This is a genomic window from Acetobacter sp. KSO5 (assembly GCF_044094635.1).
Classification (GTDB): Bacteria; Pseudomonadota; Alphaproteobacteria; order Acetobacterales; family Acetobacteraceae; genus Acetobacter; species Acetobacter cerevisiae.
Genome location: NZ_CP172014.1, coordinates 82,609 through 104,363 on the forward strand (window position 1 = coordinate 82,609; position 21,755 = coordinate 104,363).

Consider the following 21,755-nt stretch of genomic DNA (forward strand, 5'->3'; position numbering starts at 1 on the left):
CATGGGTATGTCTGTCGGAGACAGCGGGGGCGAAGACGACGTCGTATCGGCGATCAACACAACTCCCCTCGTTGATGTCATGCTGGTGTTGCTGATCATCTTTCTGATCACAATTCCGGTTGCAACCCACACGGTCAAGGTAACTTTGCCGAAGGATATGAACCAGCCGACACAGACAAAGATGTCTAACGTCGTGCTTGCAGTGGCGGAAAACGGACAGGCATACTGGGACGAAACGCCGCTCAAGGGCCGGGCCGATCTTCTGGATCGGCTTGAAAAGGCGGCGGTCCAGAAACCGCAGCCGCAGATTCAGATCCGTGGGGATATCAAGACCCGCTATGAATCTGTCGGCAAGCTGGTCGAGGCCTGCCAGGAAGCTGGTATCTATCATATCGACTTCATTACCGAGCGGCCAAAAACCAACTGACCGAGCAGGGAGGTTCCGCCTTCTCTCCTTCGGGAGGGCAGGCGGGCTTCAGTCCACTATCCCGCGTCCGGCCTGGTTTGGACCGTGCCGTGGAACCAGAGTTTGAGAGAGTGACACCCCATGGGCATGAATGTCGGATCGGAAAGCACGACGGAAGACGAAGGCATTGTCGATATCAACACCACGCCGTTGATCGACGTGATGCTGGTTCTGCTGATCATGCTTATCATCACAATTCCGTTGCAGACCCAGGCCGTTTCCATTGACCTTCCGCAGGGCACCCCCCCGCCTTCCACGGTTGAATCCCCCGTGGTGACGCTGGCTGTCGATTTTGACAACAGCATTACCTGGAACGGTCAGCCGGTTACCAGTGAGGATGATCTGCAGGCCCGCCTGCGTGAAGCCGCCACCGGACCGGAAGACCAGCAGCCGGAAGTGCACCTGCAGCCAAACCGGCTGGCCGATTACAAAACGGTGGTGCATGTTATGGCAGACGCCCAGCGACTTGGCGTGACCAAGCTTGGTATCGTCGGGCAGGAACAATTCGCAGAAGGTCAGTGATCTGATGTCATCTCGTCTTTTACGCGTCGCGCTGTTCGCAAGCGCTGCATTCGCTCTCTCTTACCCCGCAGCTCAGGCTGAGGACGTGCTGGGGGCGGATGTTGGCAAGGCGCTGCAGCAGGCACAATCCGCTCTGTCCGCTCACGACTACACCAAGGCCATGGCCGCGGTGAATGCCGCTGACGCGGTAAAGGGCAAGAGTGACTACGAGTCCTACACCATTACCCAGATGCGCGCCGCTGTGGCGACACAGGGCGGCAATCTGGATGTGGCAACCCAGGCTTATGACAAGCTGATTGCCTCTCCGCGCACGCCCAAGGACACCAAGCACCAGATGCTGATGTCTGAAGCAACAATGGCCTACACCGCCAAGGACTACCCGCGCGCGGTTAAAGCCATTGAGCGCTACCAGAAGGAAGTTGGCTCCAATGCCACAATGGATACGCTTCTGGCGCAGTCCTACTACCTTCAGAAAGATTATCCGAATTCCGTTCGGGTGCTGAAGCAGCAGATCGATCAGGAAATCAAGGCGAAGAAAACGCCGGCAGAATCTCAGCTGCAAATGCTGGGCGCCAGTGCGACCGCCATGAAGGATTCTGCGACCACCACGCATGCGTATGTGCTGCTGGCCACCTATTATCCCAAGCAGGAATACTGGGCGCTGCTGCTGCACGAACTCATCGTGAACCCCAAGATTCCGACGTCACTCCAGCTGGACGTTTATCGTATCCGTCTGGCTGCCGGGAACGTGTCTCAGGCGCGTGACTTTATGGAAATGACGGAAATCGCCATGCAGTCCGGCATGCCGCAGCTGGCGCTGGACCTGATGAATCAGGGTTATCAGGCCAATGTGCTGGGGCAGGGCGCAGAAGCGCCGCGTCAGGCACGCCTGAAAGCCATGGTTGAGAAATCCGTTGCCGACAAAAAAGCCTCCATCGCGGCTGATGAAGCGGCAGCGCTCAAGCAGAAGACCGGTGATGACCTGCTGACGGTTGGCTATAACTACGTCACCTTCGGGCAGGCTGATAAAGGCCTCGGCCTGATGCAGCAGGCGATGAGCAAAGGTGTGACGGACATGAATGTGGCCCGTCTCCACTATGGTCTGGCCCAGCTTGCTGCCGGTAAAAAGGCAGATGCCATTGCCACGCTCAAAACCGTCGATGGCGGAGCTGGGGCGCAGGACATTGCTCAGCTCTGGGTTCTGAAACTCTCTGCGGCCAAATAAAAGAAGTTAACCCTCTCCGGGTGTGGAAAAGGTCGTCTCTTGAAGACGGCCTTTTTTATTGCCCGTAGCGTTTCAGGGAGCTGAGGCAGGCTGGCGGAGCTTTGCTGGCAGATTTCTCTTGTGAGAGCCGCCCCGCAGGTGGCAACAGCGGGGCATGTGTTCTTCTGTTTCTCTCCTTGGTGAAAAGCCTTCCCGTGTTTCAGTGCGTCTGGCACGGTATGAAGACGTCGTATTGCTGCCTGAGATTGAGCGTTCTGCGGCACAGAGCTTCCGCACGATCCCCGCGCTGGCATGGATTGCTGAGGGGGCGTGCCTTCCGATCGACACGCATCTGGCGAGTCTGGAGGCCGGGACGTGCTGGGTAGCCGTGACAGGGCAGGAACGCCCTCTCGGGTTTCTGACAGCCGAACGCGAGAAAGACCGGCTTCATATTCTGGAAGTATCGGTGGAGGCGCAGGCTCAGGGGCGCGGGGTAGGGAAAGCCCTGTTAGCGGCGGCATTTCAGGCGGCACAGCAGACGGGGTTGAAGCGTATCACGCTCACCACCTGTCGGGATGTGCCCTGGAACGCGCCCTTTTACCATAAAATCGGTTTTGACTATCTGGAGGAGGCCGCTCTGGACAGTGACCTGCGGGCTATTCTTGAGGAAGAAGAAGCCTGCGGTTTCCCGCCCGGCACGCGCTGCGCCATGCAACGCTGCCTTTAAGGGGTTTTGTCAGCCTGCGCCAGTCTGGCGCACAACACTGGTTGGCTGCTGGGCAGAGGCCTCCGTATGCTGCTTCCAGCCGCCCCCCAGAGCGCGATAGATGGTGATCAGATTCTGGTATTTGGAGACGGCCACCATAATCTGCATCTGCTGGGCCTGCAGGTAAGAGCGCTGTGATTCCAGTGTGGTCAGATAGGAATCAGACCCGGCGTTAAAGCGCATTTTTGCCAGGCGGAACGCATCGGCGGTGGAGACCACAAGGTCGTCTGCCTGTTTGTTCTCATCCAGATAGGCTTCACGTGCGGCCAGTGCGTCGGCCACTTCACGGAAGGCTGTCTGTACCGTCTTTTCATACGTGGCAATCTGGACGTCACGCGCGGCTTTAGAAGCTTTCAGGTTCCCGCTGTTCATGCCCCACGTCCAGAGCGGGATTTGCAGGGACGGATTGAGCCCCCACGTCGTGGCCGCTGCCGTAAACAGTTTATGGAACTGAAGGCTGGAAACGCCGTCGGATGCTGTCAGTGTCAGGCGCGGGAAGAAGGCCGCACGGGCCGCCCCGATATCGGCCTGAGCTGCCAGCAGGTTATGCTCGGCGGAAACAATGTCCGGCCGCCGTTCCAGCAGGTCTGAGGGCAAGCCTGCGGGCAGGTCTGCGAGAAGCGTCTGTTCCCCTAGAGAGCGGGCCGGGGGCAGGTCTGTCGGGATGGGCGCGCCAATAAGCAAGGCAATCAGGTTTTCGTCCTGCTCGACCTTCCGGCGAGAGTCGGCGCGGAGTGCCGCACTTTGCTGCACCTGCGTTTCCGCCTGACGGACGGTGAGCAGGTTTTCTTCCCCATGCTCATATTTTGTGCGGGTGAGGTTGAGGGTGTCCTGCTGGTTGGCCAGCGTTGTGTCCGCCAGAGCCAGCGTGTCCCGATCCCCTAACCATGTAACGTAAGCAGTGGCGACCTGTGAGATGATGCTGATGGCCATGCTGCGCAGGGAGGCTTCCTGAGCCAGTGCTTTTTCTGCAGAGGCCTGGGTCAGGCTGCGAATGCGGCCAAACAGGTCAATTTCGTATGAAGAAAAGCCGATTCCGCCCTGATAGTATTTAAAGACGCGACCCCCGCCAAAGGCTTCGTTGCTCTGGTTCTGTTCAAGACCCGGAGCAAAGCTGAGGCCCGATGCGCTGGCCGGCGCCTGATAAATAGGACCGCCTGTTGCAGAAATGGTGGGGAAGAGGCCCGCATGCTGCACATCATACTGCCCCTGTGCCTGCGCAATATTGGCTGCGGAGATGCGCAGATCCCGGTTTTCACGCAGGGCAATGGTGATCAGGGCTTTCAGCCGGGGGTCCGTAAAGAAATCCTGCCAGCCGATGTCTGAGGCCGCCCGTGCAAGGCGTGGATTCCCGGTAGCCTGATACGCGGGGTATGTGGTGGCCAGCGGCGGTGTAGGCCGCGTATATTTGGGAATCATGGTGCAGCCGGACAGCAGGCCAGCGGCCAGAGTCAGGCTCAGAGCACGGAAGCGGCGCGAGGAGTGTGAGGGGACGTGTGACGACATGCGCTTACTCGTTTCCGGGAACTGACGGGGCAGAAGACGGGGTTTCCTGACGTTCGCTGAGGCGACGGACCTTGAACAGACGCAGCACCACCACAAAGAAAACCGGCACAAAATAGACTGCCAGCAGGGTGGCCGTGGCCATACCGCCCACCACTGCGGTGCCAATGGCCACGCGGGAGGCGCTGCCCGCGCCGGTTGCGATGGCCAGCGGGAACACGCCGACGACCAGCGCAATGGAGGTCATCAGAATGGGGCGGAGACGTTCGCGAGCGGCCGTCAGCACCGCGTCACTCAGGGACTCGCCACGTTCAAAGGCCATTTTGGCAAATTCCACAATCAGAATGGCGTTTTTCACGGCCAGACCAACCGTGGTCAGCAGCCCCACCTGAAAGTAGACGTCGTTATCAAGGTTGCGCCACAGCGTTGCGGCAATGGCCCCCAGAACGCCCAGCGGAATGACCAGCATCACCGCCAGCGGGATGGCCCAGCTTTCATACAGAGCCGCCAGACAGAGCAGGATGACAACCAGCGCCAGCGCATAGAGCGGGCCGGTGGAGGAGCCGGACGCAACCTGTTCAAAGGACAGACCGGTCCACTCGTAGCCGACACCCGCCGGCAGCTTATTCAGAACGCCTTTAATGGCGTTGATGGAATCGCCCGAGCTGTAACCCGGCGCAGGCTGGCCCAGAATTTCAAAGGCATTCAGGCCGTTATAGTTTTCCACTTTCTGCGGGCCGACTTCCCAGTGCCCTGTTGCAAAGGCATTCAGCGGAGTGAGGGTCTGCAGAGCGTTGCGGATGTACCATTTGTCCAGATCGCTCGGCAGCATGCGGGCTTCCGGCACGCCCTGGATATAGACCTGCTTCACACGGTCATTCCGGGTGAACTGGTTCACGTAGATGGACCCCAGCGCCCCCTGAATGGTGGTGTTGATGTCATCAATGGTGATGCCAAGCGCGTTGGCTTTTTCCCGGTCGATATCCAGATGGTACTGGGAAGCGTCTTCCATACCGTTCGGGCGCACGGCCATCAGGCGTGGATCTTTGGAGGCCAGACCCAGCACCATGTTCCGGGCTTCCAGCAGCTTCTGGTGGCCCAGATGGCCGCGGTCTTCCAGTTCAAGGTCAAAGCCGGTGGCGTTGCCCAGTTCCAGCACAGCTGGTGGGTTGATGGCGAAGATCTGCGCTTTGGGGCTGAACCAGAAATGCTGCATGATCCGCCCGGCAATGGCCGAGGATGTCTGGGAGGCGAGAGGGCGGTCTTCCCAGTCTTTCAGACGGATGAAGAACGCGCCGGAGTTCTGGCCCTGCCCGGCAAAGTTGAACCCGTTGATGGAATAGACGGATTCAACCAGAGAGCCTTCGGACTTGAGAATATAGTCGGCAACCTCGTGGTTGACGGCCTGTGTTTCCGCCATGGGCGTGTTGGGCGGCATGGTGATCTGCCCGAAGATCAGCCCCTGATCTTCATCTGGCAGGAACCCGCCGGGCAGGCGCATGAACAGGAACACGGCCAGTGCTGTGATGACAACAAACCCGAGCATGGAGAGCACAGCCCGGCCGATAAGGAACTGCACGCCCCGCAGATAGCCATTGGTCAGGCGGTTGAACTGGCGGTTGAACCAGCCGGCGGGGCCGGTTGTTTTCTCATGCCCGCCAGCCTTGAGCATGGTGGCGCACAGGGCCGGAGTCAGCACCATCGCCACCAGAACGGACAGCCACATGGCCGCAACAATGGTGACGGAGAACTGGCGGTAAATCACGCCCGTGGAGCCGGAGAAGGCGGCCATGGGCAGGAAGACGGCGGTCAGCACCAGCACGATGCCGACCAGTGCGCCGGAAATTTCGTCCATGGAGACACGGGCGGCATCCACGGGAGAAAGCTTCTTCTCCGTCATCACACGTTCGACGTTTTCCACCACCACGATGGCATCATCCACCAGCAGGCCCACGGCCAGAATCATGGCCAGCATGGTCAGCGTGTTGATGGAGTAGCCCAGAATATTCAGCACCCCGAAGGTGCCGAGCAGCACGACCGGCACGGCGATGGTCGGGATAAGGGTCGCCCGGAAGTTTTGCAGGAAGATCAACATCACGACAAAGACGAGCGCGATGGCTTCCAGCAGGGTTTTGACGACTTCCTCAATGGAGAGAACGATGAACGGCTCTGTATCCAGCGGGTAGACGGTTTTCAGGCCCGGCGGGAAGAACTTTTCAAGCTGGGTGATCTCGGCGCGGATGGCCGCTTCCGTCTGCATCTGGTTGGCACCCGGAGCGAGCTTCAGCGCCATGCCGGAGGCGGGCAGATTGTTGTAGAACGAGTTGGTATTATAGGTCTGCGGGCCCAGCTCCACCTTGGCGATATCGCTGATGCGGACCTGAGATCCATCTGGCTGCACCTTGAGCAGAATCTTCTGGAATTCTTCGGGTGAGGTCAGACGCGTCGGGCCGATGATGGTGGCATCCAGACGGATCGCCTTTTTTGCAGGCAGGCCGCCCAGTTCACCGGAGGAGACCTGGATGTTCTGGGTCTGGATGGCTGTTTCAACGTCCTTGATGGTCAGGCCGTAGCTGTACAGCTTGCCGGGGTCCATCCAGATCCGCATGGCGTATTCCGACCCGAACAGGGTGTGGTCCCCCACGCCGGACACGCGGCTGAGCGGGTCGGAAATGCTGGAGGCGACGTAGTCGGCAATATCACTGCCGGTCATGCTGCCATCGGTGGAGATGAAGGCCAGAACCATCATGAAGTTCTTCACGGCCTTGGTGATGCTCAGGCCCTGAGCCGTCACTTCCGGCGGCAGCTTGGGCTGGGCCAGCTGCAACTTGTTCTGCACCTGCACCTGCGCAATATCCGGGTTGGTCCCCTGCGCGAAGGTGAGGTCGATCTCCATCATGCCCGAGGCGTAGGACTGGGCGGAGATATATTCCAGATGATCCAGTCCGAACATCTGCTGGAGAATGGGGCGCACGACCGTATCGTTCACCGTATCTGCCGAGGCACCGGGATACGTCACGGAAATGGCGATCTGCGGCGGAGCAATGCTCGGATACTGTGAGATGGGCAGTCGGAAAATGGACAGACCACCCACCAGCATGATGATCAGGCTGATCACCCACGCAAAAATGGGGCGATCAATAAAGAAACGCGAAAGAGACATCCGGTTTACTGCCCTTTGTTCTGGCTGGAGGCGTCGGATGCTGCCTGCGCGGCTGCGTCGTCCGTGGGTTTGACCTTTGCACCGGGTTTGATCTTTTGCAGACCAACGGTGACGATGCGCTCACCGGCTTTCAGACCGCCTGTCACCAGCCAGTCCGTGCCAACGGCCTGACCGATCTGGATCTGGCGCAGTTCCACCGTATCATCCGCTTTGACTACCCAGACCTGTGGGTCCCCATGCGTATTGCGGCTGACCGCCTGCTGCGGCACGAGCAGCCCGTTGGGGTCTGCGCCTTCATCCAGCTGGGCATGCACATACATACCCGGCAGCAGCAGCTTGTCCGGGTTGGGCATGAGAGCACGCACCACGACGGAGGCCGTGGACGTATCCACGTTCACTTCGGAAAGCGCCATACGGCCCGTATGTTCATAGGTGCTGCCGTCTTCCAGCGTGAGGGTGACGGGCACCTCACCATTGGCCTGACGGGTAATGCGGCCTTCCGCCATTTCGCGCTTGAGGCGCAGCAGGGTGATGGCGGGCAGATTCACGTCCACATAAATGGGGTCCAGCCGCGTGACGACGGCCGTATTGTCCGTCTGGTTCGCCGTGACGAGCGCACCCACGGTGATAATGCTGCGGCTGATGCGGCCCGTGATGGGCGAATTCATGCGCGTATAGCCCAGATCAACCTGGGCGTTTTCAACCTGCCCTTTGGCGGTCAGAATCTGGCCCTGTGCTTCTTTTTCGGTGGCGAGGGCGTCGTCATAATCCTGATGACTGACGGCGTGCGCCTGCAACAGAGACTTATAGCGCTGGAGTTTGGCGCGGGCAGTGACTTCCGCTGCCTCGGCCTGAGCCAGCTGGCCACGGGCGGTGTCATAGGCCGCCTGATAACGGGACGGGTCAATCTGATAGAGCTGCTGTCCGGCCTGCACGTCTGCGCCTTCAGTAAACAGGCGCTTCTGAATAACGCCGGTCACCTGCGGGCGGACCTGAGCAATTTCGTAAGCATCCGTGCGGCCCGGCAGAACGGTATGCACATTGACCGACTGCGCGTGGAGCGTGATGACCCCGACCTGCTGCGGTGGCATGGCGGGAGTGGCGGCTTTGCGGTTACAGCCGGACAGCGCCAGCAAAGCGACAGCAGAGAGCAGGACCGGGCGGAACGGAAGGGAATGCATTGTCACTCTGGCGGATCCTGCCTTTGGAAAACAAAAAAACGAAAAGGGACACGAACATCGGTTCTGATGCGCCTGATGAGCCTTGCTCAAGGACCGGACTCAGGGCGTGCAGAAAGATGAAGCGTATCAAAAAACAAAATATGGAGGCCTGAAACAGTACTAAGCGTTACCGTTTCAGGCCTAAGCTAAAAGGCGTCAACAGGCTAGTCAAGCCACCTGAAAAGCGTCAGCGGCCAATATCGCGCAGTTTTTTGCCGGCCATGAGGTTTTGCTCGATCACTTCAAGCGAGACCCCTCTTGTTTCGGGCACAAGCAGACGGGTGAACACGAAGAAGACGGCGTTGAGAGCGGCAATCAGGCCAAACGTCAGGGGTGCGCCCAGTGCGTTCAACAGGCTGAGGAAAGAGACGCCGACAATCATGTTGGAGACCCAGTTCGTCAGGGTGGACAGGGTAATGCCCAGATCCCGGCCCTTGATCGGCTGAATTTCTGAACACAGAACCCACATCAGCGGCCCAGCGGACATGGCGTGGGCGGCAATAAAAATCATGATGAGGAAGACGCACAGCAGTTTGGCCGTCTGACTGTCCAGCCCATTCGCATTAAGCAGGGCGAGTGCGCCCATGGCGACGGTCATGGTCGTAAAACCAGCGTAAAGGATGGGTTTGCGGCCCCAGCGATCCACCAGCCCGATGGCCGCTACCGTGGCTAGCACGTTCACAAAACCGATAATGGCCGTGCACCACATCTGCGCAGTGCCGACAAATCCCGCCAGTGCGAAAATTTTGGGGGCGTAATACATCACCACATTGATGCCCGCGAACTGCTGCATGGCCTGAAGCAGCATGCCCAGCAGGATGGAGCGCCGGAAGTTGGCGTTCTGCCAGAGCAGTCCTATGCCACCCTGCCGCTGCTTGAGTTGTTCATCAATGGCGCGGATTTCGGCACGGGCTTCATGCGCGGTGGGGCGGAGGTCGGTCAGCACAGCCAGCGCTTCCTGCCGGCGGCCCTTCATCATCAGCCAGCGTGGGCTGTAGGGCAGGAACAGCACCCCAATGACGAACAGCACACCGGGGATGGCGATTACGCCAAACATCCACCGCCACTGGCCGTGGTAGCTGAACAGCGTATCGCTGATGAAGGCGAGGAAAATGCCCACCGTAATCATCAGCTGATAGGTGGAAATCATGGCCCCGCGTGTGTTCTCACTCGCAATTTCGGACAGGTAGAGCGGGGAGGTAAACGCGGCGATCCCGATGGCCAGCCCCATGAGGGCGCGCCCGACGATCATGCTGGCGACAGACCAGGACAGCGCACAGGCGACAGACCCGATGATGAAAATGACCCCGCCGATGACGAGTGCCCATTTCCGCCCGCCCAGCCGGGCCAGCCAGCCGGCCAGAATGGCCCCGATGGCAGCTCCTGCCATCATGCCGCTGACAATCCATTCCTGCGCAAAGGTGGAGGCATGGAAAGCATCTGCAACAAAATCCAGTGCGCCGGAAATAACGCCAATGTCCAGACCAGACATAAGGCCGCCGGTTGCAGCAAGAATACCAATAATAATGGTGCGGAGTTGAGAGGTGGATTCGCTCTCTGTCTCGACTGAAGGCTGGTTTTGCATGGGGGTTAAGGGTTTCCGTGAAGAAAATTATTATTATTGGCGCATTTGTGCTTGTCGTGACCGGGCCGGATCATCCTTTATAGGGTCACCAGCGTCAGGATGGTCTCGGTAATGCCACAAAATGGCGGATAAATATATCTTTCGTTAAACGGAATCAGGCCTGATCCTGATTTTCGCTCTCTCCAAAGCGGGAATCCCGATGCACCCATGTTGAGAGTAGCAGGCCGAACCCGAGCATGACGTTCAGCATGGCCGAGCCGCCATACGACACCAGAGGCAACGGCACGCCTCCCACCGGAATGGCGCCCATCACCATGGACAGATTGACCAGACAATACAGAAAAAAGTTCATGCTGATGCCCAGAGCCACCAGCCGCCCGAAGCGATTACGGCTCCGGATAGCCATCAGCATACCGCCCAGAATCAGAAGCAGCAGGAGGCCGATGACCGTGACGGCCCCCACATAACCCCATTCTTCTGCAATCATGGTGAAGATGAAGTCGGTCTGTTTTTCCGGCAGAAAGTTCAGCTGCCCCTGGGAGCCGTGCAGATAGCCCTGCCCCCACATGCCGCCAGATCCGAGTGCGATCTTGGACTGAATGATGTTGTAGCCAGCCCCCAGCGGGTCACTTTCCGGGTTGAGGAAGGTGGTAATGCGGGCGCGCTGATAGTCATGCAGGTGGGCATAAGCAAATTTGGCCAGATACGGCACAGGTAGCAGGAGCAGGGTAATCAGCCACAGCCGCATGCCCGCGGCAAAGAACATGGAGGCGCCGATCCCGCCAATAATCACTGCGGTCCCCAGATTGGGCTCCTTGAGCACCAGCACAACCGGAAGCAGCACAAGGAAGGCCGGGGGGATCAGCCAGAGGGGATTACCCATCCGGGCGTAGCTGATGCGATGGAACCATGAGGCCAGCGCCAGCACGAGAGCAACTTTGGCGTATTCGGAGGGCTGAACCTGTAGCCCGCCAATCATCAGCCAGCGTTCTGCGCCTTTCCCCACGTGCCCCATGTGCAGCACGGCCACCAGCAGGATGATGGAGAGCACATAAAGTGGCCCGGCAATACGGACCAGCATCTTGGGTGGCAGCATGGCCACCGTAATCATCAGCACCAGTCCTACAGCAAAGCGGGCAGCCTGTGGTGCAGCAAACGGATAGGGTGTGCCACCGCCTGCGGAATACAACGTGACATAGCCAACGCCTGCCAGCGTGCAGATGAGCAGCACATACAGCCAGCTGATGCTCCAGAGTTTGGAGAGCAGGCGGAAGCTTGGCTCGGCGCGCAGAAGGCGTTTGTGGAATTTCATGATTATTCAGGCGTGTCCGCTGGGGGCGTATCCGCCTCCGGTGTCTCTGCAGTTGCCACACTTTCCGGCGGCGGGGTGAGGTGGTTCACCGGGTCCCGCAGCAGGGTGTCGGTCATGATATCGCGCGCCAGCGGGGCCGCAGCATCAGCGCCGGTATTGCCGTGTTCAATGACGACCGAGACCGCATAGCGCGGTGCGTCATAGGGCGCGAAGCAGATGAACAGCGCATGTGGGCGATATTCCCACGGCAGATTGGCGGAGTTGAAGTGCCCGCTCTCACGCAGCGCGCGCGACACACGGCGCACCTGAGCAGAGCCGGTCTTGCCCGCCATTGTGATGCCGGGCAGCCCCAGACGCGCCTTGGGGGCTGTGCCGTGCTGTTCGTTCACCACGGCAAACATGCCCGAGCGCAGGGCTGCCAGATATTTGTCGGGCATGCCGAGTTCGGGCCAGTGTTCGGGTGTGGCTTCCGGCCCCAGATCCCCATTCATGGCGCGCACCAGATGCGGCTGCACGGCCCGGCCTGTGGCAAGGCGGGACGTATAGGTGGCCAGTTGCAGCGGCGTGACCTGCACAAACCCCTGACCGATGCCGCTGACGATGGTATCGCCCCCGTTCCAGTGGTGGTGGTGTGCCTGCCGCCATGTGGGGGTGGGGATCAGCCCGGTACGGGTGTGCGGGAGTTCAATATCCAGTGCCGTGCCCAGTCCGAACTGGTGAGCCGTTTCGGCGATGCGGTCCATGCCAACCCGGCGGGCCATTTCATAAAAATAGACGTCGCAGGAATATTTGAGCGCCTGATGCAGGTCCACAGACCCGTGCCCCCAGCGGGACCAGCAGTGGAAGCGTGTGCCGCCCACATCCAGATGACCGGGGCAAAAGACTCGGTCCGTCGGGGAGAACAGACCGGACTGTAGTCCGGCCATGGCGACGGCGGGTTTGAAGGTCGAGCCGGGGGGATACACGCCCGCCACCGCCTTGTTGATCAGCGGTGTGCGTTCGTTATTGGTCCACTCAATCCACTGGGCGTGGCTGACGCCACTATCAAACAGCGAGGGATCAAACGAGGGGGTGCTGACCATGGCCAGCACTTCCCCGTTGCGGCAGTCCATGACCACGGCGGAGGCTGTCTGCTCGCCAATGCGGCTCAGCACCTTTTGTTGCAGGCCGCGGTCAATGGTCAGGCCAATTTCCGCACCGGGCACGCCTTCCACCCGGTTGAGTTCGGACATAACGCGGCCCACGGAATTGACTTCCATTTCCACGGAGCCAGCGGTGCCACGCAGTTTTTCGTCCTGACTCTGCTCCACACCCGCACGGCCCACGCGCATGCCGGGCAGGGCCAGCAGGGCAGAGCGGGCCACGTCCCGCTCATTCGGCGGTGCGACATAGCCGATCAGATGCGCCAGTAACTCCCCTTCCGGGTAAACACGCCGGGTGCCGACATCAATCAGCACACCGGGGAGGGAGGGCGCGTTGAGTTCAATCCGCGCCATTTCCTCCCAGGAGAGGAAGTCCCGCAGCATGACGGGGATAAATCGGCGCTGGTGGCGCATTTCGCGCGCAATCCGCGCGCGGTCACGGTCATCCAGCGGAATGATGGTGGAAAACCGCTCGATGGTGCCGCTGACATCGGTGGTTTCTTCCGGCATCAGCAGGGCGCGCCAGTTTTCCTTGTTGTTGGCCAGTGCCACGCCGTAGCGGTCCACAATCCGGCCACGCGGCGGGGCCAGATAGCGTTTGCTCACGCGGTTGCTGGCCGCCATGCGGGCGTAGCGGTCCCCGTCCTTGATCTGAAGTTGATAGAGCTTGTGCGCCAGTTCCCCCAGCGCGCCTGTCTGCACGGCCATGAACAGCAAAGCCCGGCGCGTAAAAACACCGCGGCCGGGGTCCTTCTGGTTCTTGATGGGCATCAGGCGGCAGCTCTCCCGCCTGCGACGCCTCAGCCGCATGACATGCCTCCGGACAGCATCAGGGGTCTTCCTTTTCATCCAGCTTATTCAGAACCCATGAGAACAGGGCCGAAAGCGGAGGATAGACACCGATTGTCAGAAGAGCCTCGAACAAAGCCGGGGCGATGTCCAGCACAGCAAGCCGGAACAGGCAGGCCAGCCCCCACTGCAACAGGCATGCCCCTGCGGCCACGAGCGCAAACACGCTCCAGACCAGCAGAAAGTTCAGGCGCATCAGGCCAAAGCGGGAATAAAACGCCACGCCATGCACCAGTAGCAGGATAAACGCGCTGACCCCGAGCGGCGTGAAGCCCACCAGATCCATGAACAGACCAAGCAGAAACACTGCCACCCCGGACATGCCGGTGGGCCGCCAGAACGACCAGAAAAAGACCGTGGCGATAACAATGGCAGGCAGCAGTTCCGCAGCGCCCGGAATGTTCAGGGGTGCTGAGAAAAAGACAATGATAAGCGCGATAAAGATGGAGGGCAGCAGGCGGCGCGCCCCGTGGTCGAGGCGTTGCCACACAGTCTGGCGGGGCCGGATTTCCGGCTCCCACGCGCTCATGGAAGGATCTGGCATCATCCGCGTCTGCCCTCAGCCCTGACCAAGCAGGGTTTTGAGGGGCAGGGTCAGCGTTTTACGTGGGTGGGCCAGAGGCACATGGCCGGGGGCATCAGGCGGGTCGATCAAGGCCTGACCAAAATCAAACACCCGCAGCAGGCTCAGATGGTCAAGCTGGGCAAACGGCACCACCACCGGCTGGCCGGGATGCAGATAATGCACCGTGCCAATGGGGAGCCCTGCGGGAAAAGCGCCTGCCTGATCACTCGTCACGACTCGTTCACCTTCAATGGGCCGGGTATCCTGCGCGTAATACATCAGCCGGGGGAGGGGCGTATTGTCCCCGCCCATGATGGCGGTAGCATGGCTGGCGTCCAGCATGACGGGCAGGCGGCTGGCAATATCGGTAATCAGCAGGATGCGGGCGGAGCGGGAACCGGTTTCCGTCACGCGGCCAGCCAGACCATTGGCGGCCAGCGCCACATTGCCCACATGCACGCCGCTATCCGTGCCGGCCACAAGCAGGACGGCGCGGGCGTAAATGCCCCCGCTATCCGCCACCACACGGCCCGTGACAAAGGCGGGTGTGGGTTCAGGAATCCAGTGGAGGGCGGTTTTCAGCGCATCGTTTTCCCTCGTCAGGGAGACGGCGACATCATACCAGCGGCGCAGATTTTCATTTTCTGTCTGAAGCCGTGCATTTTCGGACGCCATGCGTCCGGCTTCGCGCAGATTGGTGTTGATGGCCTGCACGCGGTGCTGCGCGGAGGTCATCAGCCCCCACAAAGGAGCCAGACCATCTGCTACAGTCATGCGGGCTTTATCAGCCAGTTTGCGGTCTGCCTGACCGGCAATGATGATGCCAATGGACAACAGGACCAGCAGGGGCAGCACCAGCTTGCCCAGTGCCTGACGCATCTGGATGGAGACGGGAATCATACGGCCTCCACAGCTTTCAGGCGGTCAGCCCCTGTGTGTGCGTTCAGGGCGTGTCTGCGTGTTCTCCACATGGAGTGGCATGCATCCTTTCCATCAGCCGGGCTGACGTTTTGTCCCGCGTTTTAGAAGAAAAACATGACAATCAATACATGGTTGTCAGGACGTTGCGCAGGCGCTTCATTTCTTCCAGCGCACGCCCCGTGCCCAGTGCCACGCAGGACAGCGGATCTTCCCCAACGGTGACGGGCAGGCCTGTGGCCAGACGCAGCACTTCGCTCAGGCGATGCAGCAGCGCACCGCCGCCGGTCAGCACAATGCCTTTGTCCACAATATCCGCCGCCAGTTCGGGCGGGGTGTTTTCCAGCGCGGTGGTGACGGCATCCACAATCTGGCTGACGGGCTCAAGCAGGCTCTCGGCAATCTGGGCCTGAGAGACCTGAACCTCACGCGGGACGCCGTTAATAAGGTCACGGCCTTTCACATCCAGCCAGGGGCCGGGGTCTTCCGGGTCATCCGGCATCATGGCGGAACCGAGATTGATCTTGATGCGCTCGGCGGAGCTTTCGCCAATCAGCAGGTTATGGGTGCGGCGGATGTAGGAGATGATGGCTTCATCCATCTTGTCCCCGCCCACACGCACGGAGCGGGCATAGACAATGCCGCCCAGCGAAATAACGGCCACTTCCGTCGTGCCGCCACCAATATCAACAATCATGCTGCCGGACGGTTCCGTAACCGGCAGACCGGCACCAATGGCAGCGGCCATAGGTTCTTCAATCAAAAAGACGCGGCGCGCACCCGCACTCTCCGCACTTTCCTGAATGGCGCGGCGCTCAACGGCGGTAGAGCCGGAGGGCACGCACACAATAATCTGCGGGCTGGTAAAGGCGCGGCGATTATGGACCTTACGGATGAAATGTTTGATCATTTCTTCCGCGACATCAAAATCGGCAATCACGCCATCCCGCATCGGGCGGATAGCGGTGATGTTGCCCGGAGTCCGGCCAACCATCAGTTTGGCCTCATCCCCCACGGCCAGCAGTTGCTTCTTGCCTCGCACCTCGGCAATGGCCACCACGGACGGCTCATTGAGCACAATGCCGCGTCCTTTGACATAGACGAGGGTATTGGCGGTACCCAGGTCGATAGCCATGTCGGCGGACATGAGACCGAGCAAACGAGAGAACATCCAGCACTCCTGGCTTGAGAGGGTACTGCACGCGCCTGAACGCAGGCGCGCAAACAACCACACTCTAAGATAATCAGCTTCTATATGGGGGCAGGGATTACCGGGCCGCAACCACCCAGACAAGACCCTGAGGCAATAAACTGCCTAAAATTATACCAACCCGGTCTGGTATAACAGAACCGGGCTGGTTAGCAGTTTTTAAGCGGTGAGTTCTTCGGGTTCTGCACGGTCTCGTTTGACCAGCAGTTTGTTCAGTGCATGCACATAAGCGCGCACGGCAGACACCACCGTATCGGCATCCGCACCCTGACCATCCACCAGCTTGCCGTCTTCTTCCAGACGCACGGTGGTGCGGGCCTGTGCGTCCGTCCCTTCCGTCACTGCACCGACGGAGAACAGCGCCAGACGGGCTTCATGCGGGAAGGCGATGCGCAGGGCGTTGAAGGCGGCATCCACCGGGCCGTTGCCAGTGGCTTCGGCTTCAATCGTCTTGCCATCTACCTGCAGGGACAGCGTGACGTTGGAGGGCTTGCCGGAGCAGGAGGTCAGGCTGAGTGCGCCAAAGCGGATATGCTCGTTATCGCGCACTTCGTCGTCCACCAGTGCCACGATATCTTCGTCGTAAACGGCCTTTTTCTTGTCGGCCAGATCCTTGAAGCGGGCAAAGGCGTCATTCAGCTTGGCGTCATCCAGATCGCCATAACCCAGCGCTTTCAGCTTGTCGCGGAAGGCCGCGCGGCCGGAATGCTTGCCCATGATCAGGGAAGAGCGGGACCAGCCCACGCTTTCCGGCGTCATGATCTCATAGGTTGCGGCGTTTTTCAGCACGCCGTCCTGATGGATGCCGCTTTCATGCGCAAAGGCATTGCGGCCCACAATGGCCTTGTTGGGCTGCACGTCAAAGCTGGTGATGGTGGCCAGCATGCGGGAGACCTTCAGCAGGCTTTCCGAATGGATGCCGGTGGTGAAGGGATACTGGTCATGCCGCGTGCGGATGGCCATGACGATTTCTTCCAGCGCAGCGTTACCTGCCCGTTCGCCGATCCCGTTGATGGTGCATTCAATCTGCCGTGCCCCGCCGCGCACGGAAGCCAGCGTGTTGGCAACGCCCAGCCCGAGGTCATTATGGTTATGAGCGGAGAAAATGACCTGATCCGCTCCCGGCACGCGCTCGACCAGCATGGAGAAAATGCGTTCCATGTCTTCCGGCGTAGCGTAGCCCACGGTGTCAGGAATGTTGATGGTGGTGGCACCGGCCTTGATGGCGGCTTCCACACAGCGGCACAGGAAGTCCGGCTCCGTGCGGGAGCCATCTTCTGCGGACCATTCCACATCGTCTGTCAGATTACGGGCAGCGGTGTTACCGGTGGTGATCAGGTCCAGCACCGTCTCCGGCTCCATCCGCAGCTTGTATTTCATGTGCAGCGGGGAGGTGGAGATAAAGTTGTGAATCCGCTTGCGTTCCGCCGGGGCCAGAGCCTCACCCGCGGCAACAATGTCTTTCGCCCCACCCGAGCGAGCCAGTGCGCAGATGACGGCACCTTTGGTGTGCTGCGCAATCTGGTTGACGGACTCGAAATCCCCTTTGGAGGCGACGGGGAAGCCAGCCTCAATCACATCCACACCCAGTGCCGCAAGGGCTTCTGCCATGCGCAGTTTTTCCGCCAGATTCATGGAGAAGCCGGGGGACTGCTCGCCATCACGCAGCGTGGTGTCAAAAATGATGACACGGTCGGCAGGCAGGCGGCCAAAGGAGGGATGATTGATAATGGTGGAGCTGGCTGACATCGGAAACTGTCCTTGAAATCGGTCTTGTCTGGTTTCTGGCATGCAGGTTAGGCACGCCGGTATCCGCTATGGATACAAAGGCTCATTCGTCTTCCCCCTAAGCGCGACAGCACAAGGCCGCCCAGATCGCTCAGGGGCAGATTAGTCGAAGAAGAAGATCCAGACGTGTGGCCACGCCGCCCGCCTGCGCCGCGTTGCGGCACAGCAGAGACTCGGACGTGAACCAGACGGAATTCATGGCGGGCACCATACAGACGGATTTTGTAAAAGCAACTCTAGTTTGCGCGCTGACCGCGCAGGCAATGCAGGGTGTAGAGCATGACGCCCAGCAGAATGGCAGCAAAGGTCTGATGCACTGCCCCGGCCCAGACCGGCACAACCAGCAGCAGGGTGGTCACCCCCAGTGCATACTGGATCAGCACTGCCCAGCCAAGCAGCATGATGGCGTTATGCGCCTTGCTGCCAAGAGTGGCGCTGCGCAGGCCGAGCAGCAGAACCGCGCCAATGCTCAGGGCCGTCAGGGTAGCCAGCAGGCGGTGGTCAAACTGAATGGCGGCCTTGTTGTCCACCAGATTCATCCAGAACGGGGAAAGGCGGGCGTATTCCGTCGGGATCAGGTGTCCGTCCATCAGCGGGAAAGTATTGTAAACAAAGCCCGCATGCGTGCCCGCGGTAAAGCCGCCTGCCACAATGGTGATGCAGATCAGGCAGAGCGCCAGCCAGACCAGCCGCTTGGTGCGGGTACCCTCGGCGGAGGGTGTGACTACCTGCGGGGTGGGCCAGCGGATGGAAAGGGCCGTCCACAGAATGGCGAGATACAGGGCGAGGGCGGCGCTCAGATGCAGCACCAGCCGCACCGGTTCCACCGCCGTGCTGTCCGGCCGGAAGCCGGACGCGACCATGAACCAGCCAATGGCCCCTTGCATGGCGCCCAGAACAAAAAACACAAACAGGCGCAGCGCCAGTGCACGGGTAATCATGCCCCGGATGGTGAACCAGATGAGCGGCAGCAGCAGCACGAGGCCCATCAGGCGGCCCCAGAAGCGGTGAATCCACTCAGCCCAGAAAATTCTCTGGAAACCTGCCAGCCCGAACCCTTCATGCTGAAGGTGATATTGCGGGATGGTTTGATACAGCGCGAACAGCCGTTCCCACTCTGCATGAGACAGAGGAGGGATAAACCCGCTGACAGGCTGCCAGTCCATAATGGACAGGCCGGAGCCTGTCAGGCGCGTCACCCCGCCAATGGCAATCATGCCCAGCAGCATGAAGCAGAGCAGGAACAGCCAGTTGGAAATCAGGCGGCGGTGGTTGGGGGCCATATCGGCATAGCGCGGAGGAGAGGAGGACATGGCACCCTTTGGCCTGTGTTGTGTCTGACTATAACGAGGGTTTAAACCCTGCTTGCGGCTGGCGGCAAGAAGATGGTACCAGCCGGCAGGATGGAACAGACACCTCCCTCCGCCGCGCGGCCTGTTTTCCGGTTTTTGCGTCCTGCTCTGATGCTGGCCTTTCTGGTTTCGGGGGCCGTGCTGCTGCGCGCCGTGCCGGGGCTGAGGCATGTGCTGGAAAGTACCGCTCTGCTGCGGGATGGCGCATGGGGGCGCGTGGTGTTTCTGGCCGGTGCGTCCGTCTGGTGTGCGTTTGGCCTGCCGCGGCAGGTTGCCGGATTTGCCGCCGGGCTGGCCTATGGGGCCCTTGAGGGCACGGTGCTGATTACTGTTGCATCGACAGCCGGATGTGTGGCTGGCTTTTTCTGGGCACGCTGGGGTGGCCGGCACTGGGCGCAGGCCCGGCTTGGGGCGCGCTTTGCCCGGCTGGATGCCATGCTGAGCCGCCAGCCTTTTCTGAGTATTCTCACATTACGTCTGCTGCCGGTTGGATCTGCTTTGTTGCTGAACCTGCTGGGGGGCGTTTCAGGCATTGGGGTGGTGCCGTTTGCTGCGGCTACCGTGCTGGGCGGCCTGCCGCAGAATGTGGTGGCGGTGCTGCTGGGAGCCGGTGTGCGGGTTGACGCTGTGTGGCAGTTTGTGCTTGGCGGGGGCCTGTTTGTTGCCTCGGGCGTGCTGGGTGTGTGGCTGCTGCGCCGGGCGCAGGTAGGCCGCATAGTGCAGCAGGATACAGACCGGGCCGACCAGCCAGACGCATAGGAGCCAGCCTCCCTGGGGTGGCATCACAAAGATGCTGCATTTCTGTTCTTCGTTTTTGCCTCTGTCCTGTCAGGCCGATGTCCTGTTCAGTTCTTTTTTGCCCCTCTTTTTCTTTCCGGAGCGCCACGATGGCATCTGCCACCGTCTCACGAGAGCCTGTTTCTGCCATTTTCCCTAACGGGGTGCCGGGCTGGCTCCCCCTCCTGCTGGGGTTTCTGACTGCCGTTGGCCCCATTTCCACGGATATCTATCTGCCAGCGTTTCCCGCCATGGAGCAGTCTCTGCACACCACGGCGGGCAATGTGCAGATGACGCTGTCTATCTGGTTTGTCGGGCTGGCCATCGGGCAGATTACCATGGGGCCGCTGGCGGATCGCTACGGGCGGCGCTGGCCTATGCTGGCGGGCAATCTGATTTATGGTCTGGCGTCTGCGGTCTGCGCTTTTGCGCCGGACATCATCACCTTTTCCATTGCCCGGTTTGTGGCGTCCATTGGCGCGTCGGCCAGTCTGGTTATCCCCACGGCCTGCGTGCGCGATATTGTGCCGGACCGGAATGCCGGGGCTAAAATGCTGTCTCAACTGGTGATGGTGATGGGCGTTGTGCCCATTCTGGCTCCCATGCTGGGCGGTATGGTTGTGGCTGTTACCTCATGGCGCATCATTTTCTGGGCGTCTGCGGTGTATGGGCTGCTGTGTGTGCTGCTGGTCGTGTGGGTGTTACCGGAAACGCTGCCGTATCAGAGGCGTGTTTCCCTGTCCCCCATGACGCTGGTCACCCGTTATCTCACTCTGCTGCGGGACCGGTCATTCAGTTCCCATGCGCTGATTACCGGTTTTTCCACCTTCATGCAGTTCAGCTATCTGACGGCGGCATCCTTTGTCTTCATCAAGATTTTTGGGTTCACGCCGTTCCGCTTCTCCATGCTGTTTGGCATTTTTTCCGTCTTCATGATCGGCGCATCCCAGCTGAACGGGGTGCTGGTCGGGCGGATCGACTCGGCCAGATTGCTGGTTATGGCGGTGCTGGTGGCTGTGCTGGGCGGCGCGCTGGTGGTGGCTGTCAGTCTGTGGGGGGATTGGTATGCAAGTGCGGAATGGCGCAAACATTACGAAGTGTGGTTCCTTATTGCCACAATGGTGCTCACCCTCGCGCCGACGGGCTTTATTTTCCCTAATGGCATGATGGGCGCACTGGCGGACCACCCCAGTCTGGCAGGGGCGGCGGCTGCGCTGGCGGGCACCATGCAGTATGTGCTGGGCGCGCTGGCCGGGGCCGTGCTGGGGATGTTCCCCACAACGTCGGCTCTGCCTATGGCGGGCTGTATGTTTTTTGGTACATTAATGATGCTGGCCATGTGTGCACTCCGGCCCGGAGGTTTGAGCAGCACCACTGGCCACCAGAGCGACTGAGGCAAACACGGGCGCTGTG

Annotated in this window: 17 protein-coding genes; 6 read left to right on the plus strand and 11 right to left on the minus strand. The window is 60.2% G+C overall.

Features of this window, described 5'->3' with window-relative positions:
* Position 1: 1 nt before the first annotated feature.
* The 4 genes from ACHQGU_RS00380 to ACHQGU_RS00395 all read left to right on the plus strand — a co-directional run bounded on the left by ACHQGU_RS00380 (position 2) and on the right by ACHQGU_RS00395 (position 2,919).
* Positions 2 to 427: a biopolymer transporter ExbD gene (locus ACHQGU_RS00380; RefSeq protein ID WP_062141650.1), complete on the plus strand. Its 426-nt coding sequence runs from the start codon at positions 2 to 4 to the stop codon at positions 425 to 427.
* Between the two features lie 120 nt (positions 428 to 547).
* On the plus strand, positions 548 to 988 hold the full coding sequence (locus tag ACHQGU_RS00385; protein WP_395495516.1) for an ExbD/TolR family protein: 441 nt from the start codon (positions 548 to 550) through the stop codon (positions 986 to 988).
* 4 nt (positions 989 to 992) lie between these two features.
* Positions 993 to 2,213 carry a tetratricopeptide repeat protein gene (locus ACHQGU_RS00390; protein ID WP_062250442.1) on the plus strand — a complete coding sequence of 407 codons (1,221 nt, stop codon included), beginning with the start codon at positions 993 to 995 and terminating at the stop codon, positions 2,211 to 2,213.
* 154 nt (positions 2,214 to 2,367) lie between these two features.
* A complete protein-coding gene (locus tag ACHQGU_RS00395) occupies positions 2,368 to 2,919 on the plus strand; it encodes a GNAT family N-acetyltransferase (protein WP_395495517.1) in 552 nt (183 codons plus the stop codon).
* A 9-nt stretch (positions 2,920 to 2,928) separates the two neighbouring features.
* On the opposite strand, the gene ACHQGU_RS00400 is transcribed toward ACHQGU_RS00395, so the two are convergent.
* The 11 genes from ACHQGU_RS00400 to ACHQGU_RS00450 form a co-directional block, all read right to left on the minus strand.
* Entirely contained in the window at positions 2,929 to 4,464 is a 1,536-nt protein-coding gene (locus ACHQGU_RS00400) for an efflux transporter outer membrane subunit (protein ID WP_395495518.1), read from the minus strand.
* 4 nt (positions 4,465 to 4,468) lie between these two features.
* Entirely contained in the window at positions 4,469 to 7,624 is a 3,156-nt protein-coding gene (locus ACHQGU_RS00405; protein ID WP_395495519.1) for an efflux RND transporter permease subunit, read from the minus strand.
* 5 nt (positions 7,625 to 7,629) lie between these two features.
* Positions 7,630 to 8,805: an efflux RND transporter periplasmic adaptor subunit gene (locus ACHQGU_RS00410; protein WP_062250448.1), complete on the minus strand. Its 1,176-nt coding sequence runs from the start codon at positions 8,803 to 8,805 to the stop codon at positions 7,630 to 7,632.
* 226 nt (positions 8,806 to 9,031) lie between these two features.
* Positions 9,032 to 10,429: a sugar porter family MFS transporter gene (locus tag ACHQGU_RS00415; protein WP_062250449.1), complete on the minus strand. Its 1,398-nt coding sequence runs from the start codon at positions 10,427 to 10,429 to the stop codon at positions 9,032 to 9,034.
* Positions 10,430 to 10,583: 154 nt separating this feature from the next.
* Complete coding sequence (gene rodA / locus ACHQGU_RS00420; RefSeq protein WP_062141643.1) at positions 10,584 to 11,741, minus strand: rod shape-determining protein RodA; 1,158 nt, start codon at positions 11,739 to 11,741, stop codon at positions 10,584 to 10,586.
* 2 nt (positions 11,742 to 11,743) lie between these two features.
* Positions 11,744 to 13,693 (minus strand): penicillin-binding protein 2, encoded by a 1,950-nt coding sequence (gene mrdA / locus ACHQGU_RS00425; RefSeq protein ID WP_395495520.1) that lies wholly within the window; start codon positions 13,691 to 13,693, stop codon positions 11,744 to 11,746.
* A gap of 19 nt (positions 13,694 to 13,712) precedes the next feature.
* Entirely contained in the window at positions 13,713 to 14,279 is a 567-nt protein-coding gene (locus tag ACHQGU_RS00430) for a rod shape-determining protein MreD (RefSeq protein ID WP_395495521.1), read from the minus strand.
* 12 nt (positions 14,280 to 14,291) lie between these two features.
* Positions 14,292 to 15,197 carry a rod shape-determining protein MreC gene (gene mreC / locus ACHQGU_RS00435; RefSeq protein ID WP_395495522.1) on the minus strand — a complete coding sequence of 302 codons (906 nt, stop codon included), beginning with the start codon at positions 15,195 to 15,197 and terminating at the stop codon, positions 14,292 to 14,294.
* A gap of 142 nt (positions 15,198 to 15,339) precedes the next feature.
* The gene (locus ACHQGU_RS00440) at positions 15,340 to 16,386 is read right to left on the minus strand and encodes a rod shape-determining protein (protein WP_043549245.1); all 1,047 of its coding nucleotides are present in this window, start codon (positions 16,384 to 16,386) and stop codon (positions 15,340 to 15,342) included.
* A gap of 198 nt (positions 16,387 to 16,584) precedes the next feature.
* A complete protein-coding gene (locus ACHQGU_RS00445; RefSeq protein ID WP_395495523.1) occupies positions 16,585 to 18,174 on the minus strand; it encodes a 2-isopropylmalate synthase in 1,590 nt (529 codons plus the stop codon).
* A 275-nt stretch (positions 18,175 to 18,449) separates the two neighbouring features.
* Complete coding sequence (locus tag ACHQGU_RS00450; protein WP_395496346.1) at positions 18,450 to 19,496, minus strand: COX15/CtaA family protein; 1,047 nt, start codon at positions 19,494 to 19,496, stop codon at positions 18,450 to 18,452.
* A gap of 120 nt (positions 19,497 to 19,616) precedes the next feature.
* Between ACHQGU_RS00450 and ACHQGU_RS00455 the strand changes: the two genes are divergently transcribed.
* Complete coding sequence (locus ACHQGU_RS00455; protein WP_395495524.1) at positions 19,617 to 20,324, plus strand: TVP38/TMEM64 family protein; 708 nt, start codon at positions 19,617 to 19,619, stop codon at positions 20,322 to 20,324.
* A gap of 128 nt (positions 20,325 to 20,452) precedes the next feature.
* The gene (locus tag ACHQGU_RS00460; protein ID WP_215754001.1) at positions 20,453 to 21,736 is read left to right on the plus strand and encodes a multidrug effflux MFS transporter; all 1,284 of its coding nucleotides are present in this window, start codon (positions 20,453 to 20,455) and stop codon (positions 21,734 to 21,736) included.
* Positions 21,737 to 21,755: the final 19 nt, after the last annotated feature.

What these genes read in the sequence shown, in the direction of transcription:
- ACHQGU_RS00410 (WP_062250448.1), bottom strand. Translation starts at nt 8,805, where the DNA reads ATGCATTCCCTTCCGTTCCGCCCGGTCCTGCTCTCTGCTGTCGCTTTG.
- ACHQGU_RS00460 (WP_215754001.1), top strand. Translation starts at nt 20,453, where the DNA reads ATGGCATCTGCCACCGTCTCACGAGAGCCTGTTTCTGCCATTTTCCCT.
- ACHQGU_RS00390 (WP_062250442.1), top strand. Translation starts at nt 993, where the DNA reads ATGTCATCTCGTCTTTTACGCGTCGCGCTGTTCGCAAGCGCTGCATTC.
- ACHQGU_RS00415 (WP_062250449.1), bottom strand. Translation starts at nt 10,429, where the DNA reads ATGCAAAACCAGCCTTCAGTCGAGACAGAGAGCGAATCCACCTCTCAA.
- ACHQGU_RS00455 (WP_395495524.1), top strand. Translation starts at nt 19,617, where the DNA reads ATGGAACAGACACCTCCCTCCGCCGCGCGGCCTGTTTTCCGGTTTTTG.
- ACHQGU_RS00430 (WP_395495521.1), bottom strand. Translation starts at nt 14,279, where the DNA reads ATGATGCCAGATCCTTCCATGAGCGCGTGGGAGCCGGAAATCCGGCCC.
- ACHQGU_RS00395 (WP_395495517.1), top strand. Translation starts at nt 2,368, where the DNA reads ATGTGTTCTTCTGTTTCTCTCCTTGGTGAAAAGCCTTCCCGTGTTTCA.
- ACHQGU_RS00440 (WP_043549245.1), bottom strand. Translation starts at nt 16,386, where the DNA reads ATGTTCTCTCGTTTGCTCGGTCTCATGTCCGCCGACATGGCTATCGAC.
- ACHQGU_RS00450 (WP_395496346.1), bottom strand. Translation starts at nt 19,496, where the DNA reads ATGGCCCCCAACCACCGCCGCCTGATTTCCAACTGGCTGTTCCTGCTC.
- rodA (WP_062141643.1), bottom strand. Translation starts at nt 11,741, where the DNA reads ATGAAATTCCACAAACGCCTTCTGCGCGCCGAGCCAAGCTTCCGCCTG.
- ACHQGU_RS00445 (WP_395495523.1), bottom strand. Translation starts at nt 18,174, where the DNA reads ATGTCAGCCAGCTCCACCATTATCAATCATCCCTCCTTTGGCCGCCTG.
- ACHQGU_RS00400 (WP_395495518.1), bottom strand. Translation starts at nt 4,464, where the DNA reads ATGTCGTCACACGTCCCCTCACACTCCTCGCGCCGCTTCCGTGCTCTG.
- ACHQGU_RS00385 (WP_395495516.1), top strand. Translation starts at nt 548, where the DNA reads ATGGGCATGAATGTCGGATCGGAAAGCACGACGGAAGACGAAGGCATT.
- ACHQGU_RS00405 (WP_395495519.1), bottom strand. Translation starts at nt 7,624, where the DNA reads ATGTCTCTTTCGCGTTTCTTTATTGATCGCCCCATTTTTGCGTGGGTG.
- mreC (WP_395495522.1), bottom strand. Translation starts at nt 15,197, where the DNA reads ATGATTCCCGTCTCCATCCAGATGCGTCAGGCACTGGGCAAGCTGGTG.
- ACHQGU_RS00380 (WP_062141650.1), top strand. Translation starts at nt 2, where the DNA reads ATGGGTATGTCTGTCGGAGACAGCGGGGGCGAAGACGACGTCGTATCG.
- mrdA (WP_395495520.1), bottom strand. Translation starts at nt 13,693, where the DNA reads ATGCGGCTGAGGCGTCGCAGGCGGGAGAGCTGCCGCCTGATGCCCATC.